This window comes from Enterobacter sp. kpr-6 (assembly GCF_900116015.1).
Lineage (GTDB): Bacteria > Pseudomonadota > Gammaproteobacteria > Enterobacterales > Enterobacteriaceae > Enterobacter_D.
This window is the reverse complement of record NZ_FOYH01000004.1, coordinates 336,034-352,404: the sequence shown is the minus strand read 5'-3', so window position 1 is coordinate 352,404 and position 16,371 is coordinate 336,034. Positions and strand designations below refer to the sequence as shown.

Here is a 16,371-nt window from a genome sequence, read left to right as displayed (position 1 = left end):
CCTTCTCCCGCCGGGAGAAGGCCGGGATGAGGGGAATTCTTTTACTTACCTTTGCTCGTCCAGCTGCAACGCCACGTACAGCAACAGCCGGTCGTCAAAATTCCCCAGATCTAATCCCGTTAACTCCGAAATGCGATTGAGGCGATACTCCAGCGTATTGCGGTGGATAAACAGCGCCTTTGAGGTGGCCAGCGGCTGAACATTATGACGAAACCACGCTGCCAGCGTGCGCCGCAGCAAGCCGTTATTGTCCATCGCCCGTAACCGCGCCAGCGGACGCGAAAGCTCATTGGCCTGCCAGCCGCCGCGCAGACTGTCCAGCAGCACCGGCAGCATCAAATCCTGATAAAAATAACTGCGGTTTTCCGGCATGCGCTGTTTTCCCACCATCATAGTAGTGCGCGCAGTACGGTACGAGCGGGCGATACTGCCCGGCCCGGTGAAATAGTTGCCGAGGGCAACGCGAAAACGCAACTGACCGTTCTCTTTCATCCGCGCGATCAATTGCTCCACGCGTTTACGGTGATCCTCGGCATCCCAGCGGCCAAACGGGTTCAGGGCGGGTTTAAGCACCACCATTTCCGTCAGAGAGACAATGGCGATCAGGTTATTACGTTCCGGAGTAGTCAGCGCATTTTGCAGTTGCTGAAGCTCAGCCATGGCGCTGTCCACGCCAAGCTGTCCGCTGTCCACTTCAACAACGGCCACCACGCGCGGCTGGTTAAGATCGATCCCCAGACGTTGCGCCCATTCGGTCAGGGCAGGAGTATGCTCTTCGGCCTGGATCAGGTTCATCACCAGTTCTTCACGCAGACGACTATCCTGGGCCAGAAGATGCATCAGACGGGACTGTTCCAGCATCATTTCGGCGGTCATGCAGACCAGTTCGCCATATTTACGCAGCGTTTCCGGTTCCCCGGTGAGGCCGATTACCCCGACGATTTCACCCTCCAGACGCAGCGGCAGGTTAATCCCCTGGCGCACACCATGAAGGTGGCGGGCGACCGCATCATCAATATCCACGACGCGGCCCTGAGAGAGGACAAGCAGTGCGCCTTCGTGCAATTCCCCAATACGTTCACGATCGCCGCTGCCGATAATTCGGCCACGCGCATCCATCACGTTAATGTTGGTATCAATAATACGCATCGTGCGTGACACGATATCCTGCGCCATTTTGGTATCAAGATGCCAGCCAGCCATGTAACCCTCCCGTGAGCAGTGCTCAAGAATAAGAGAGTTAAACACGCCGTGCATTGTGCAAATGCCTAAAGCAGCGATCTTAAGTATGGAGTTGTGGAAGGCCTCACAGAATCTGTGGGGAGACTCCCTTCCCCGGTCAGGGAGAAGGGAGTAAGAGGGTTACTGCATCAACAGGTAAAGGGAGGTATCGCCACGCTGAATATTGAGCGCCAGCACCGACGGCTTGCTGTCGAGGATCTTACGCAGCTCAGCAATGTTTTTTACCCGCTGCTGGTTAGCACCAATAATCACATCGCCTTTTTTCAGACCGATTTTGGCTGCCGGGGAATTGGCTTTCACGTTGCTGACGGTCACGCCCTGATCCTGGCCTTTATTGCTCATTTCCGCGCCTTCAATGCCGCTGAAAATGGTGCTTGAATCGACCTGGTTCTGGCTGCTCTGCTGCAGTTCCAGATTAACCGTCACCGGTTTGCCCTCGCGCAACAGGCCCAGCGAAACTTTGCTGCCAATCGGCATGGAACCCACTTCCGCACGCAGCGCGGCAAAGCTGCTGATCGGTTTATTGTTCAGGGAGGTGATCACATCGCCCGCTTTAATGCCTGCTTTCGCTGCTGACGAGTTTGGCATTACCTGGCTGACAAACGCGCCACGCTGCGCATCGACTTTCATCGCCTTCGCCAGCTCAGAGTTCAGCTCGGTACCGAGGATCCCCAGCTCGCCACGACGCACCTGACCGAACTCGACCATCTGCGCGGTGAGGTTTTTCACCATATTACTTGGGATAGCAAAGCCGATACCGATGTTGCCGCCGTCCGGTGCCAGAATGGCGGTGTTGATACCAATCAGTTCACCGTTCAGATTGACCAGCGCCCCGCCGGAGTTACCCCGGTTGATCGCTGCATCCGTCTGGATAAAGTTTTCGTAGTTTTCAGAATTCAAACCGCTACGGCCCAGCGCCGACACGATCCCGGAGGTGACGGTTTCACCCAGACCGAACGGGTTACCGATCGCCACGGTGTAGTCGCCCACGCGTAGCGCGTCAGAATCCGCCAGCTTAATCGCCGTCAGGTTTTTCGGATCCTGAATCTGGATCAACGCCAGATCGGAGCGCGGATCTTTACCCACGACTTTGGCGTCAAACTTACGCCCGTCGCCCAGTTGTACTTTGATGACGGTGGCGTTATCCACCACGTGGTTGTTGGTAACGACGTAGCCTTTCGCCGCGTCAATAATGACCCCGGACCCCAGCGCCATAAACTTCTGCTGCTGGCCGCCATCACCCTGCCCGCCAGGTGCGCCGCCCTGACAGAACGGTGAGCTCTGGAATGGCGAACCTTCCTGGCAGAACGGTGAGTCTTCACCAAAGAATTGCTGGAAGTTACGCCCCATACGCGGGGTATTCACCGTTGTGCTGCCTTCGACATTAATACTCACCACCGACGGCATGACTTTTTCAAGCATCGGGGCGAGGCTTGGCATCTGCTGCGAAGTGGGCGCAGATGAGACGGTTTCGGCAGCCGTCGCCGTCACAGGGGATAACGCTAAACCTAAACTCAGAGCCAGTGCACTCATTGCAAATGTGGTTTTTTTCATGTCTCTTAATCTCTATTTACTGGTCACGCATAGATGCTATGTATGTGACAATGAGAGTCATTTTATAGCGTGAAGTTCCTGAACCAAGTTTCTGTAAAAAGTAAAAATTTATTGTCGATCTTTACATTTCCTGGACGTTATTCAACGGCCATCAAACGGCGGTACTCATCCCACGCATAGAGATCTGTCATCCCGCTGATATAGTCCTGAATCAGGCGGCAGCGGTAGTAATATTCCAGCACCGGATACTCTGCCGTATCACGGGCTAATTTACTCACGGCCTCCACGTAGGCTAACCGGTGACGGGTTGAAAGTTTATGAAATAACCGCGTTTCAATCGGCAGGCGACGTACCCGCTCTTTTTCCGCCAGTTCAGTAAAATCTGCCAGCGGTAATTGTAACAATGGCCGGTAAATATCCAGCAACCCACTGATAACGCGATAGCCCTGTAATTCCAGTTGCTCAACATCGGGGTGGCTGAACACATTTTCAATAGCCACACTCTTATAAAGTTCAAGCAGTTGACTATATCCGCTGTCATCCTCCAGCAGCGCATGATTAAATTCACCAGAATAGATCTGCGGCAGGTTATCAATAAAGCGTTGCGCCGCATAAGGCACCAGCTTATTTAACGTGTTGACGCGCAAATACATAAAGAACTGATCTTCCGTACTGCGACTGAGCGAATTGGCGCGTGATTTATCCCAGGCATTTTCCACCACCTGAGAAAAGAGCGAACCTTTTTCATGCTCGCCCCAGGCGTTATAAAGATGCTGATAAAGCTGTTCAACCGTAAATATCTTTTTCTCGACGGCGTCTTCAAGATCGGCCACGCAATAGGAGATATCATCGGCAGCCTCCATTACCCACGTCAATGGAAAGCGGCTGTAAGTATCCAGTTCCAGTTCTTTACGCAGCCGTTCAACATAGGCTTCTTCGGCGAAATAATAACCGGGTTTCTTCATTAAATAATTGTGGCTGGCGGGTGGATCCCCCACCCACCATGCCGGGCGGGTATATTTTAAAATACAGCCCACCTGCGCCCAGGTCAGATTCATGCGCATTAAGGTATGCACAAGCCGGATGCCTTGGGCATTGCCTTCAAAATGACACAGATCCTGACGCACTTTACGCCGCAGACCGTTTAACTCATCTTCCCCCTCCCGCAGACGCAATGACACCACTTCACAGCGGTCACCGCTGAGGGGCTGGCTGGCGGCATCGTCCGGGGAGAGGCGCTGACGAAACCAGTCATTAATAGCCGCCTCGCCAAAGTGACCGAACGGCGGATTGCCGATGTCGTGCATCAGGCAGGCCATTTCAACGATGCTTTCAAACGGCCCGGTAAGTTCATCCAGACCGTAGGTTTCCAGTAACCGCAGCTCTTTCAGGCGGCTTAAAATCTCTTTGGCGATATAGCGCCCGACCTGCTGTACTTCCAGAGAATGGGTCAGCCGGGTGCGTACGGCGGCATTTCGCTCCAGCGGAAAGACCTGGGTTTTTTGTTGCAGGCGGCGGATAGCCGGGGAATTCACAATGCGTCCGCGATCGCTTTCGAAGATGCGCAGGATTTCACGTTCCGTTTTCACCCCCTGGGGTGAGCGGTAGCGACGGTGCCAGTTTATTTTTTTGCGAAAATCGATTTCAGCCATTTGCTCTCCCGCCAGAACGTCATGTGAAGTAATGCAATCCTGCCTGCCATGATAGACTATGCCCTGAAAACGTAACTCAGTCTTATCACATTAGCGAGTATCTCTATGAAAGTCGGCATTATTGGTGCAATGGAAGAAGAAGTGACGCTGCTGCGTGACAAAATCGAAAATCGTCAGACGCATAACATCGCGGGCTGCGAAATTTACACCGGTACGCTCAATGGCACAGACGTCGCCCTGCTGAAGTCAGGCATTGGCAAAGTGGCGGCGGCAATGGGCGCAACCCTTCTGCTGGAGCGCTGCAAGCCGGATGTGATTATCAATACGGGTTCAGCGGGCGGCCTGGCCTCAACGCTGACAGTGGGCGATATCGTGGTGTCTGACGAAGCGCGCTACCACGATGCCGATGTCACCGCGTTCGGTTACGAATTAGGCCAGTTACCGGGCTGCCCGGCAGGCTTTAAAGCGGATGAAAAGCTGGTTGCCGCCGCCGAATCCTGTATTGCCGAACTTAAACTTAACGCCGTGCGCGGCCTGATTGTCAGCGGCGACGCGTTCATCAACGGTTCTGAAGGTCTGGCCCGCATTCGCCAGAACTTCCCGCAGGCGATTGCAGTAGAAATGGAAGCCACCGCCATTGCCCACGTTTGCCATAACTTTAACGTGCCGTTTGTGGTGGTTCGCGCCATTTCTGATGTGGCTGACCAGCAGTCGCACCTGAGCTTTGACGAATTCCTCGTCGTGGCGGCAAAACAGTCCACCCTGATGGTGGAAACGCTGGTGCAGAACCTGGCACGTGGCTAAGCGCTCATTCAGGGCGCTCGCCGCCCTGCTTCTGCTCATCCCGGCGTGGCTTTTTGCAGCCCCGCGCGTGATCACGCTTTCACCCGCCAATACAGAACTGGCGTTTGCCGCTGGCATCACCCCCGTGGGCGTCAGCAGCTATTCCGACTACCCGCCGCAAGCGAAAAGCATTGAACAGGTCGCCACCTGGCAGGGCATGAATCTGGAGCGTATCGTGGCGCTCAAGCCAGACGTGGTGCTGGCCTGGCGCGGCGGCAATGCTGAACGTCAGGTTAATCAGCTTACCCGCTTCGGCATTAAAGTACTGTGGATTGATGCCGCCACGATTGAGCAGGTCGCTGAAACGCTGCGCCAGCTCGCGGCGTACAGCCCGCACCCGGAGCAGGCGCAGAACGCAGCGCAGTCGCTTCTCAACGAGTATGTCGCTTTAAAATCCCGCTATTCCGACGTGCCGAAAAAACGCGTCTTTTTGCAGTTCGGATCGCACCCGCTGTTTACCAGCGCCAGCGGCACCATTCAGGATCAGGTATTAGCCCTCTGCGGCGGTGAAAATATCTTTGCTTCCTCGCGCGTGCCGTGGCCGCAGGTCAGCCGGGAACAGGTGCTGGCACGCAATCCGCAGGCCGTCGTTATTGCAGGCGAAGCGGACGAAATTCCGAAAGTACAGGCCTTCTGGAATAAACAGCTCAAAATTCAGGTTATCCCGCTTAATAGCGACTGGTTTGAACGCGCAAGCCCGCGTATTATCCTCGCCGCAAAACAACTCTGTACCGCTCTCGAACAGGTAAAATAAGATGCTTGTCTACTGGCTGGATATTATCGGCACGGCAGTATTCGCCATCTCTGGCGTGTTGCTCGCTGGCAAATTGCGTATGGATCCATTCGGCGTGCTGGTGTTAGGCGTCGTCACTGCCGTCGGCGGCGGCACGATCCGCGATATGGCGCTCGCACATGGGCCGGTATTCTGGGTCACCGATCCGACCGATCTGGTGGTGGCGATGGTCACCTGCCTGTTAACGATCGTGCTGGTGCGTCAGCCGCGTCGTCTGCCGAAGTGGATTTTACCGGTGCTTGATGCCGTGGGGCTGGCAGTGTTTGTCGGCATTGGTGTGAATAAGGCGTTTATGGCCGGAACCGGGCCGATGATCGCCATTTGCATGGGCGTGCTGACCGGCGTGGGCGGCGGGATTATCCGCGATGTGCTGGCCCGTGAAATCCCAATGATCCTGCGAACCGAGATCTACGCCACCGCCTGTATCATTGGCGGCATTGTTCACGCGACAGCATTTTATACGTTTGGCGTTCCGCTGGAAGCGGCAAGTATGACGGGGATGGTGGTGACGCTCGCCATTCGTCTGGCGGCGATCCGCTGGCATCTGAAGCTGCCGACGTTTGCGCTGGATGAGAGTGGGCGTTAAAAGAGGTTTAATGCCGGGCGAGACGCGGTCGCCGCCCGGCATTGTGAATACTTAGATGCTGAATGATGAACCACACCCGCAGGTACTGGTCGCGTTCGGGTTAGTGACCACAAAGCGGGAACCTTCCAGCCCTTCGGTGTAATCCACCGCGCCACCCACCAGATATTGCAGGCTCATCGGGTCAACCACCAGCGCCACACCCTGTTTCTCAATGGTCATATCGCCATCGTTGATCTGATCGTCAAAGGTAAAACCGTACTGGAAACCACTGCAACCACCGCCGGTGATATACACACGCAGTTTCAGATTTGGGTTTTCTTCATCGGCAATCAGGTCTTTTACTTTAATGGCTGCGGCTTCGGTAAATTGCAGCGGCAGCGCTACGTCGTCACTCATTATTTGCTCCCATTGATACTGCGATTCGGGCAAAAATTAACCCGATCTTTAAATTATTATCTATTACCCGAGTAAATCGTTCAAGTATTCTCCCGAAATGCCTGCGCATGGGTTTTCGCCTGAAGTTCCGCTTCCTGACGTGCCAGCGTGCGGGCGAGGATCGTGGAGTAGAGCGGCTTACCGCCTAAAAACTGTGCCAGCAGTGTTGCGCCAAGACAGGTAATAATCATTGGCAAAATGAGCTGATAATTATCGGTCATCTCCAGCACCAGCACGATGCCGGTAAGCGGCGCACGCACGGAGGCCGCCAGCAGCGCGCCCATTCCGGCAATCGCAAACGTCCCAGCCTCCAGATGATACGCCGGAAACAGCCCGGCGCAGGCCATGCCAAACGCGGTACCGAGCAGCGTGCCGAGCGCCAGCATCGGCGCAAAAATGCCCCCCGGCGCGCCGGAGGAAAAGCACAACAGCGTGGTGATCACCCTGGCAATAAAAATGAACAGCAGCATCCCGATGGTGTAATTACCCGCCGCCGCAATCGGGATCAGGCTAAAGCCACCGCCGGAGATGGCCGGCACGATCAGCCCCAGCACGCCGCAACCGCCCCCGATGAGGCCGCCGATAAGCACCCATTTGGTGAGATTACCGCCGTGCAGACGCTGGAACATATCCTGAGTGCGCAGCACCAGCGTGTTAAACAGCGGGCCAACGCAGCCAAACACCATTCCCAGCACCAGATACAGCCATAAGGTATTCACCGGCGCGTTAGTCAGTTTGCCGACTTCGATCACCGCCCCTTCGCCGTTAAACAGGCGAAACACAATGCTCGACATGATCACGCCAGTGAACACGGCTTTTATGGAGATCAGGTTATAGCGAAACTGCGGGCGCATCTCTTCGAGGATAAACAGGATCCCCGCCAGCGGCGCGTTAAACGCGGCGGACAACCCCGCCGCCGCCCCGGTCGCCAGCAGCGTATGCCGGGCTTCCGCGCTGCGCTGGCGAAAAATATCCACCACCATGCGCCCGACGTTACCGCCGAGCTGCACCGTGGGACCTTCACGCCCCAGCACCATCCCCGCGCCGAGCGTGCCCATCCCGCCGATAAACTTCACGGGCAGCACGCGCCACCAGCGCACCGGGCGCAGTTCCTCCAGTGCACCTTCAATTTCAGGTATTCCCGACCCGCCCGCTTCCGGGGCAAAGCGGCGCACCAGAAAATAGCCCAGCATCGCCAGTCCCGCCGAGAACACAAACGCCAGCGGCCAGACCAGGCTGCTATCCGCCACCTGCGCCAGCGTACCCAGACGCAGGCCAGAGACGGCGTTGACCGCTTTTTCAAAGGCCACGCCGATAAGCCCCGCTAACGTACCGACCACGGCGGCCATCAGAAGGATCGCCAGCGGCGTTTTATCGCGTTGCAGCAGTCGGCGGATCAGATCGCCCCGGCGCAGCCGCACCAGTTGCTGAACTTCAAAGGAAGGAGTTTCTGCTTTCATGGCCTTAACAAAGATAAGTCACACAAAGGGGAGCGTTATTCTACGCATTGCCGCTGCCCCCGTCGCAATAAAAATGCCTGAAAATGTGTCGTTTCAATTGGGCAAAACTTTCATAACATTCCGCGAATACCTTACAATGGTCCGCCTATCCTCTTTACAACCAGGAATACATCCATGAGTAAGTCTGAAAACCTCTACAGCGCGGCACGTAAGCTCATCCCCGGCGGCGTAAACTCGCCGGTGCGCGCGTTTACCGGCGTAGGCGGGACGCCGCTGTTTATTGAGCGGGCGGACGGGGCTTACCTGTACGACGCCGACGGAAAGGCCTACGTCGATTACGTCGGTTCCTGGGGGCCGATGGTGCTGGGCCATAACCATCCGACGATCCGTAATGCGGTGATCGAAGCGGCGCATCGCGGGTTGAGTTTTGGTGCGCCAACGGAAATGGAAGTCAAAATGGCCGAACTGGTGACCGAACTGGTGCCCACGATGGATATGGTCCGCATGGTGAACTCCGGGACCGAAGCGACCATGAGCGCAATCCGCCTGGCGCGTGGCTTTACCGGGCGCGACAAAATCATCAAATTCGAAGGCTGCTACCACGGTCACGCTGACTGTCTGCTGGTGAAAGCGGGTTCCGGCGCGCTGACCCTGGGCCAGCCAAACTCACCGGGCGTACCGGCTGATTTCGCGAAGCACACCCTGACCTGCACCTATAACGATCTGGCGTCCGTGCGCGAAGCGTTTGAAGAGTTCCCGCAGGAGATCGCCTGCATTATCGTTGAGCCGGTCGCGGGCAATATGAACTGTATTCCGCCGCAGCCGGGCTTCCTGCAGGGTCTGCGCGCGCTGTGCGATGAGTTCGGCGCGCTGCTGATCATCGACGAAGTGATGACCGGCTTCCGCGTGGCACTGGCGGGCGCACAGGCTTACTACGATGTGGTACCGGATCTGACCTGCCTCGGCAAAATCATCGGTGGCGGTATGCCGGTAGGCGCATTTGGCGGACGTCGTGAAGTGATGGATGCCCTCGCCCCGACCGGGCCGGTTTACCAGGCGGGCACGCTCTCCGGTAACCCGATTGCGATGGCCGCCGGTTACGCCTGTTTAGCCGAAGTCGCGCAGCCGGGCATTCACGAAACGCTGACCGATCTGACCACCCGTCTGGCAAATGGCCTGCTGGAAGCTGCAGCCGACGCCGGTATCCCGCTGGTGGTGAATCACGTCGGCGGCATGTTCGGGATTTTCTTTACCGACGCCAAAGAAGTGACCTGCTATCAGGACGTGGTGAAATGCGACGTTGAGCGCTTCAAGCGCTTCTTCCATCTGATGCTGGAGGAAGGCGTGTACTTCGCGCCGTCTGCGTTTGAAGCGGGCTTTATGTCCGTGGCGCACAGCGAGGAAGATATTAATAAAACGATTGATGCCGCGCGGAAGGTGTTTGCGCAGCTGTAATTGTAATGTCCCCTCACCCCGGCCCTCTCCCCCGGGGAGAGGGAGCAAACCAGTCCCCTTACCCCAGGAGAGGGGAGAAAGACGAGTCTGTGCACGATCTTTCCCCTCTCCCTCAGGGGGAGGGTTAGGGTGAGGGTGCCCCCTACCGACTCTGCTTTCTCAGCAAATAAATAAAATACGGCGCGCCGATAAACGTCGACAGCAGCCCCGCCGGGATCTGATACGGGAACATAATCATCCGCCCGCACCAGTCGGCGAACACCAGCAACAATCCCCCGGTTAATGCCGACATCACCATGTGCGGCATCGTGCGGCGAAAGCCCATCATCCGCGCGATGTGCGGAGCCATCAGGCCAACAAAACTCAGCGGGCCGATGGTCATCGTCGCCGCAGCGGTCAGGCACGACGCCAGCAGGAGCAGCCCCACGCGTGACGGGGTTAACGCCACGCCCACCGCGCGGGCGGTTTCTCCACCGAGCGGTAAAATCATCAGCCAGCGGCGGCACAGCGGGGTTATCGCCAGCAGGACTACCGTGGCGATCATCGCCCACGTCACCTGTTGCATCGTCGCGTTATAGGTTGAACCAGAAATCCAGGTCAGGATCTGCGCCATACGCGGGTCGCCGCTCGCCTGTAGCATCATCAGCAGCATGGTGAAGGCGGTACTGAGCGCCATCCCCGCCAGCAGCATCCGGTGCGGCGAGAACCCGCCACGTCCGGCCGCCAGCATAATAATCATCAGCGTTAACGCCGCCCCCAGACTCCCGGCAGGCAGCAGCCAGCCGAAGGCGTTGCCAGGCACGAAGAACAGCATCACCACCACGCCAAACGCCGCGCCGGAACTGATGCCTAACACTTCGGGGCTGGCCATCGGGTTGCCGGTCAGCCGCTGGATAATGCACCCGGCGACCGCCAGCATCACGCCTGCGGTCAGGGCGGCAAGAATGCGCGGTGCGCGCCACTGCATTAATTCATCCAGCAGCGAACCCGTTGCCCAGTGCCAGCCCTGCGCGTCACGCCCGAGCGACAGCGCCGCCGTCATACCCAGCAGCAGGACGATCGCGCCCGCCAGTGCAAACCACTGCACATGCTGACGCTCGGCGGCCACATGGTCGCCCGCGTCCATCGACGGCGCGCTCATGCTCCGCAAGCGTGGCAGCAACCACAGCAGCAACGGTGCGCCGACCAGCGCGGTGACCGACCCGGTGGAAATTTCCATCCATACGCGCGTCAGCCAGAGCACAATCTGATCGGAGAGGCATAAAATCAGCGCGCCAATCAGCGGCGCGAGCAGCAGGCGCGAGAGCAGACGACGCGCGCCGAGCATTTTCGCCAGCAGCGGCGCAAACAGGCCGATAAAGCCGATGATCCCGACTGTGTTAACCAGCAGCGCACTGAGCACAATCGCCAGCAGCAGCGCGCCCAGACGCGCCAGCGACAGCGCCAGGCCCAGGTTACGCGCCACGCCATCATCCAGTCCCATCAGGGTCAACGGACGCAGCAACAGCAGCGTCAGCAACGCCACGCCAATGAGTTTCGGCCAGAGCTGTTGCACTCCGCTCCAGTCGGTTTGCGTCAGCGTGCCGGTGCTCCACAGGAACATGCTTTGTAGCTGGTCGTGGTGAAACAGTGCCAGTAGCTGATTGATAGCGCCACAGTAGAGACTGACCACCAGCCCTGCGAGGATCAGCGTGACGGGCGAGAGGCGTTTGCCCCAGGCGACGCCAAACACCAGCGCCCCGATCGCACAGGCTCCCGTCAGCGCCGCAAACTGGGTACCCAGCATGCCCGGCAGCGCCCACAGCGTGGTGACGGTGATCCCCAGTTGCGCACCGGTAGCGACGCCAAGCGTCGTCGGTTCCGCCAGCGGGTTTCGCAGCACCTGCTGGAACAGCACGCCCGCCAGCCCCAGTCCGGCCCCGACCAGCAACGCGATCGCCAGGCGCGGCAGCAGGCTGTAATGAAACAGCATTTGCTCAACGGAATTAATATCGGGCTGCCAGAGCGCCTCGCCCCACTGCGCACGCGGCAGCGCGGCGTTGAGGTTGATCCAGCCAAGCCAGGCGGCGGCAATAAACAACACGCTCAGTAAAACGGCGGGAAGCGCTGCGATGCGTTTGCTCATGCTTTGCCTCCCAGCACTTTATCCAGCACGCGCACAAAATGCATCGCGGAAAGCGTCGCCCCGTAGAACCACACCGCAGGCGCGCGATAAAACCGCCCGGCGCGCACAAACGGCATCGACTGCCAGAGCGGGGTTGCCAGCAGGCTCTGCATCTCGCGCTCGTTGCCGTGATCGAAGCAGATCACATCGGCGTCTTTAAACTCGCCCAGCCGATCGATTCCGATCGTCGTGCTGCCCCAGAAGGTGGTTTCTCCCTGCCAGGCGTTGGGAATACCAAACGCGTTCAGCGGTTCCTGGAACAGGCAGTTCGGGCAAAACACCAGCATATGACGGGCATCCAGCAGGGTCAGCATCAGCAGCGGTCGGCTGCCGCGCGTGGCAAAGCGCGGCTTCATTGATTCCATAAAGCTGTCGAGCGTATCGAGATGCGCTTTTGCCGCCGCCCGCATATCCAGAAGTTCCGCCATTTCATTGAGCGAATGACGCGCGGTGGTGAGCGGCTTTTTGCCGTCGCTAAAGGTAAAGCCGCGACCCGGCGCGATGCGGGCCAGCACGTCCGCCGACGGGCCGTAGCCGGCAGACCAGACCATGTAAGACGGCTTCATCTGGGCGAGCAGTTCAAGATTCGGCTCCGTGCGCAGTCCGATATCAATCACCGAATCGGGCAGTGACGGCTCATTCACCCACAGATTGTAATTGGGTACGTCGGCCACGCCGTAAGGCATGATGCCCAGCGCCAGCAGGAGTTCGACCGGCAGCCATTCGAGGGCGACGATGCGGTGCGGATCGACGCGGGCGGCACGCGCGGTGCCCATGTTGAGCAGCAGCGGCGAGAGCGCCATGGCCGTCAGCAGGCGACGGCGGCTAATTGAAGGTAAGCAATCCATCAGTACACAAAGCTCACCGGTGCGGCACCTGCCGGATGCGGCAGAATGCCCATCGGGATACCGTAAATGTGTTCCAGCGTCTCGGCGCGCATCAGCGCTTCCGGCGTGCCTTCGGCGATCTTTTCACCGCCGCGCAGGGCCACCAGAAAATCGCAATAACGCGCCGCCATGTTGATATCGTGCAGTACGGCGATCACCGTCAGACCGCGTTGCTGGCTCAGGCGATGCACCAGCGCCAGCACGTCCACCTGATGAGCGATATCCAGCGCGGAGGTCGGTTCATCAAGCAGCAGGCAGCGGCTGTCCTGCGCCACCAGCATGGCGATCCAGGCACGCTGACGTTCGCCGCCGGAGAGACTGTCCACCAGCCGGTGCGCCAGCGGTTTTAATCCCACCAGCGTAATCGCTTCTTCGACTTTATCGCGGTCGGCTGCGCCAAACCGCCCGAGCGCGCCGTGCCACGGATAGCGCCCAATCGCCACCAGTTCACGCACGGTCATCCCTTCCGCCTGCGGCAACTGCTGCGGCAGATAAGCGACTTTGCGCGCAAAGGCTTTGCTGCTCCAGCTTTCCAGCGGTTGTCCGTCGAGCAAAATATCGCCCTCTGAAGGCGGCTGATGACGGCCCAGCATTTTAAGCAGCGTGGATTTCCCGGAGCCGTTGTGACCAATAAGGCCCGTCACTTTGCCCACCGGAAAGGTCAGCGAGAGAGGATGCAGCAGCGTGCGGCCAGGCACACGAAAAGAGACATCGGAGAGTTGAAAAGTGGTATCGGGATGCGGTTTGTTATCCTGCATAAAGCCAACTTGTCAAAAGGGCACGGCGAACCGTGCCCAAAAGGAAATTAGAAGCGGAAGGTAGCGGTTGCGACAACCTGGCGTTCAGCACCCCAGAAGCAGCCGTAAGTCTGGAAGCAACTGGAGACGTATTCACGATCCAGCAGATTATTCACGTTAACAGCCAGATTTGAACCTGCCAGACCGAAACGCGCCAAATCATACTTCACGACCGCGTCCATAACAGCCGCGCTGCCCACTTTGAAGGTGTTCGCCGGATCGCCATAGCTTGAACCAATAAAGCGCCCGCCAGTACCTAATGTCAGACCAGACAGAGGGCCGTCGTTAAAGGTGTAATCGCCCCACAGAGAAGCCATGTGCTCCGGCACTTGCTCAACACTGTTACCCTTCAGATTGGTATCTTTAGTGTATTCAGCGTCGATATAGGTATAAGACGCCGTTACGTTGACGTTGGCATTTACGGCAGCTTTAGCTTCAAGCTCAACGCCCTGAGAACGCACTTCACCTGATGGAACTTGCAGATTCGAATTATTCGGATCGGTGGTTAACGTGTTGGTTTTCGTCAGGTGATAGACCGCCGCAGTCATTACGACAGGCATGTCTTTCGGCACGAATTTCACGCCCGCTTCATATTGCTCACCTTTCGATGGCGCAAAGGCCATGCGCGGCGTGCTGTAAAGATCGAATGCGTTAGGTTCAAACGACTGGCTGTAGCTGATGTACGGTGAGACACCGTTGTCAAAGAGGTAATTCACCCCACCACGCCACGTAAACTGATGATCGTTACGTTCAATGGAACCACCATCGGCGCGAACCGTCGTCCCCTGCTGAGCCCAGTCATAACGGCCGCCGAGGGTGAAGACCCATTTTTCCCATTCGGCCTGATCCTGAACATAAATGCCGGTCTGTTTAGTTTCGTTAAGCTGATAAGGCGCAGCGTCACCGAAATCAAAATCTTCCAGGGTTTGCGGGTTGTACAGATCAACCACAGGTGCGGTGCCAAAAGTGGCATTGATGTCGTTACGCATACGCATAAAGTCCACACCCGTCAGCAAGGTATGATCCATCGCGCCAGTGGCAAATTGACTTTGCAGTTGCGTATCAACGCTGAAGTTTTGCAAACGTTCGTTATCTACGACAGTGCCACGCCCCAAATAATGATCGCGATCGACTGGTGCAATAGCCTGGCAAGGCGCATTAAACGCATTCGCCGAACAAATGCCCGTACCGTAGACACTCTGTTGAGCGGTTTTCATTTCAACAAAACGAAGATTCTGGCGCACGGTAAAGGTATCGTTGAAACCATGCTCAAAACTGTAGCCAACCATCTTCTGATTGCGAGAATAGGTGTTGTTATTCGCGCCTTCATTGAAGCTGGTGGATACACGGGAACCGTTTGGCAAACGTTGAACGGTGCCTTCTTTCGGCAGCCATCCGTAATAACCGGTTTCCGGCTCGTTCTGGAAATAGGACAGGAAGGTAAAGTTGGTTTTGTCATCCGGCCGCCAGGAGAATGACGGCGCAATGGTGTAGCGCTGCTGTTCTGCATTGGTTTGCTGCTCATTATTAGAGCGAGCAAGGCCAGTTAAGCGGTACGAGAATTCCCCGTTATCATCCAGCGCATCGCTGAAATCAAAACCCGTCTGGTAGAAACTGTCTGTACCCATCTTGAACTGAACTTCCCGTAAAGGTTCAGTTGTCGGACGCTTACTGACCATGGAAATAATACCGCCAGGGTTGCTTTTACCGTAAAGAACAGAAGTAGGCCCGCGCATAAGTTCAACGCGTTCAAGCATATAGGGGTCGATCGCGGCATCATTATAAAAGTTACCCTGGAGCTTCATACCATCCAGGTAGTTATTCTGGCTCAGCCCTACAGAGGTAAAACCACGAATACTGACGAAATCGTAAGTGCTGGATGCACCACGATTGCTAACGACGACACCCGGCGTATAACCAAGTGCTTCTTTAACCGATTTTGGCTGATGCATTTGCATCTCTTCACTGGTCACCACAGAAACAGATTGCGGAGTCTTTTCAATCGGGGTGTCAGTTTTGGTCGCCGTCGCGGTACGTTTTGCCGCAATGGTAGGAGCTGGTCCCCACGCGCTTTCCGCTGGTGCGGCCGCTGAGGTAACGGTAATGGTGTCTTCTGGTGCTGCATGCGCATTAAAAGAAAGCCCGCCGATCGCCGTAGCGACAACGACTGCGATTTTACGCAGAGAGGTATTAACTGGCTGGAGAGAATGTAGACGCGCCATTGTTTTTCTCTATGGAATAAGTGATGAATGATAACGTAAACGAGAATTATTATTATGACCGCAGCATAATATGCGAAACGCCGAACCCATAGCAAGGGATATGCGCCCCTACAAGGTTTGAGGGTACAGGAAATAACCTGACAGAGAATGTGTGGTTAGAAAGGGGTTAAAAAGTTGTTAGGGATTGGGGGATTTCCCCCTCACCCCGGCCCTCTCCCCAGGGGAGAGGGGGAAAGGCGAGTCCGCACTCGGGCTGTTCCCTCTCCCGGCGGGAGAGGGTT

General features: G+C 56.9%; 13 protein-coding genes. 4 read left to right on the top strand and 9 right to left on the bottom strand.

The features are described 5' to 3' along the window. Positions 1–45: 45 nt before the first annotated feature. The 3 genes from cdaR to dgt all read right to left on the bottom strand — a co-directional run bounded on the left by cdaR (position 46) and on the right by dgt (position 4,448). Entirely contained in the window at positions 46–1,203 is a 1,158-nt protein-coding gene (gene cdaR, locus BM373_RS13225; protein ID WP_090462128.1) for a DNA-binding transcriptional regulator CdaR, read from the bottom strand. A 159-nt stretch (positions 1,204–1,362) separates the two neighbouring features. After that, the gene (gene degP, locus BM373_RS13220; RefSeq protein WP_090462126.1) at positions 1,363–2,796 is read right to left on the bottom strand and encodes a serine endoprotease DegP; all 1,434 of its coding nucleotides are present in this window, start codon (positions 2,794–2,796) and stop codon (positions 1,363–1,365) included. 137 nt (positions 2,797–2,933) lie between these two features. Beyond that, positions 2,934–4,448, bottom strand: a complete 1,515-nt coding sequence (dgt, locus tag BM373_RS13215) for a dGTPase (protein ID WP_090462124.1) — start codon at positions 4,446–4,448, stop codon at positions 2,934–2,936. Positions 4,449–4,553: 105 nt separating this feature from the next. Here dgt and mtnN point away from each other — a divergent pair, with 105 nt between their 5' ends. From mtnN to BM373_RS13200, 3 genes are read left to right on the top strand one after another with little or no spacing between them, the layout of a single operon-like run. Beyond that, on the top strand, positions 4,554–5,252 hold the full coding sequence (gene mtnN, locus BM373_RS13210; RefSeq protein WP_090462123.1) for a 5'-methylthioadenosine/S-adenosylhomocysteine nucleosidase: 699 nt from the start codon (positions 4,554–4,556) through the stop codon (positions 5,250–5,252). Beyond that, positions 5,245–6,045 carry a vitamin B12 ABC transporter substrate-binding protein BtuF gene (btuF, locus tag BM373_RS13205; protein ID WP_090462121.1) on the top strand — a complete coding sequence of 267 codons (801 nt, stop codon included), beginning with the start codon at positions 5,245–5,247 and terminating at the stop codon, positions 6,043–6,045. The genes mtnN and btuF overlap by 8 nt, the downstream gene beginning before the upstream one ends. Before the next feature lies 1 nt (position 6,046). After that, positions 6,047–6,670: a TRIC cation channel family protein gene (locus BM373_RS13200; protein WP_090462119.1), complete on the top strand. Its 624-nt coding sequence runs from the start codon at positions 6,047–6,049 to the stop codon at positions 6,668–6,670. Positions 6,671–6,721: 51 nt separating this feature from the next. Here the strand turns inward: BM373_RS13200 and erpA are convergent, their stop codons facing one another. Further along, a complete protein-coding gene (gene erpA / locus BM373_RS13195; RefSeq protein WP_090462116.1) occupies positions 6,722–7,066 on the bottom strand; it encodes an iron-sulfur cluster insertion protein ErpA in 345 nt (114 codons plus the stop codon). A gap of 80 nt (positions 7,067–7,146) precedes the next feature. Further along, positions 7,147–8,565 carry a H(+)/Cl(-) exchange transporter ClcA gene (gene clcA, locus BM373_RS13190; RefSeq protein WP_090462114.1) on the bottom strand — a complete coding sequence of 473 codons (1,419 nt, stop codon included), beginning with the start codon at positions 8,563–8,565 and terminating at the stop codon, positions 7,147–7,149. A gap of 174 nt (positions 8,566–8,739) precedes the next feature. On the opposite strand from clcA, the gene hemL reads away from it, so the two are divergent. Beyond that, positions 8,740–10,020 carry a glutamate-1-semialdehyde 2,1-aminomutase gene (hemL, locus tag BM373_RS13180; protein WP_090462111.1) on the top strand — a complete coding sequence of 427 codons (1,281 nt, stop codon included), beginning with the start codon at positions 8,740–8,742 and terminating at the stop codon, positions 10,018–10,020. Between the two features lie 142 nt (positions 10,021–10,162). On the opposite strand, the gene fhuB is transcribed toward hemL, so the two are convergent. Genes fhuB through fhuA form a run of 4 tightly spaced genes read right to left on the bottom strand, consistent with a single transcriptional unit; the run spans position 10,163 to position 16,090 of the window. Then, positions 10,163–12,145: a Fe(3+)-hydroxamate ABC transporter permease FhuB gene (fhuB, locus tag BM373_RS13175; protein WP_090462109.1), complete on the bottom strand. Its 1,983-nt coding sequence runs from the start codon at positions 12,143–12,145 to the stop codon at positions 10,163–10,165. Beyond that, a complete protein-coding gene (fhuD, locus tag BM373_RS13170) occupies positions 12,142–13,032 on the bottom strand; it encodes a Fe(3+)-hydroxamate ABC transporter substrate-binding protein FhuD (RefSeq protein ID WP_371261111.1) in 891 nt (296 codons plus the stop codon). Before fhuD ends, fhuB begins: the two co-directional genes overlap by 4 nt. Continuing rightward, positions 13,032–13,829: a Fe3+-hydroxamate ABC transporter ATP-binding protein FhuC gene (fhuC, locus tag BM373_RS13165; protein WP_090462105.1), complete on the bottom strand. Its 798-nt coding sequence runs from the start codon at positions 13,827–13,829 to the stop codon at positions 13,032–13,034. Before fhuC ends, fhuD begins: the two co-directional genes overlap by 1 nt. 47 nt (positions 13,830–13,876) lie before the next feature. Next, positions 13,877–16,090 carry a ferrichrome porin FhuA gene (fhuA, locus tag BM373_RS13160; protein WP_090462104.1) on the bottom strand — a complete coding sequence of 738 codons (2,214 nt, stop codon included), beginning with the start codon at positions 16,088–16,090 and terminating at the stop codon, positions 13,877–13,879. Positions 16,091–16,371 lie beyond the last annotated feature (281 nt).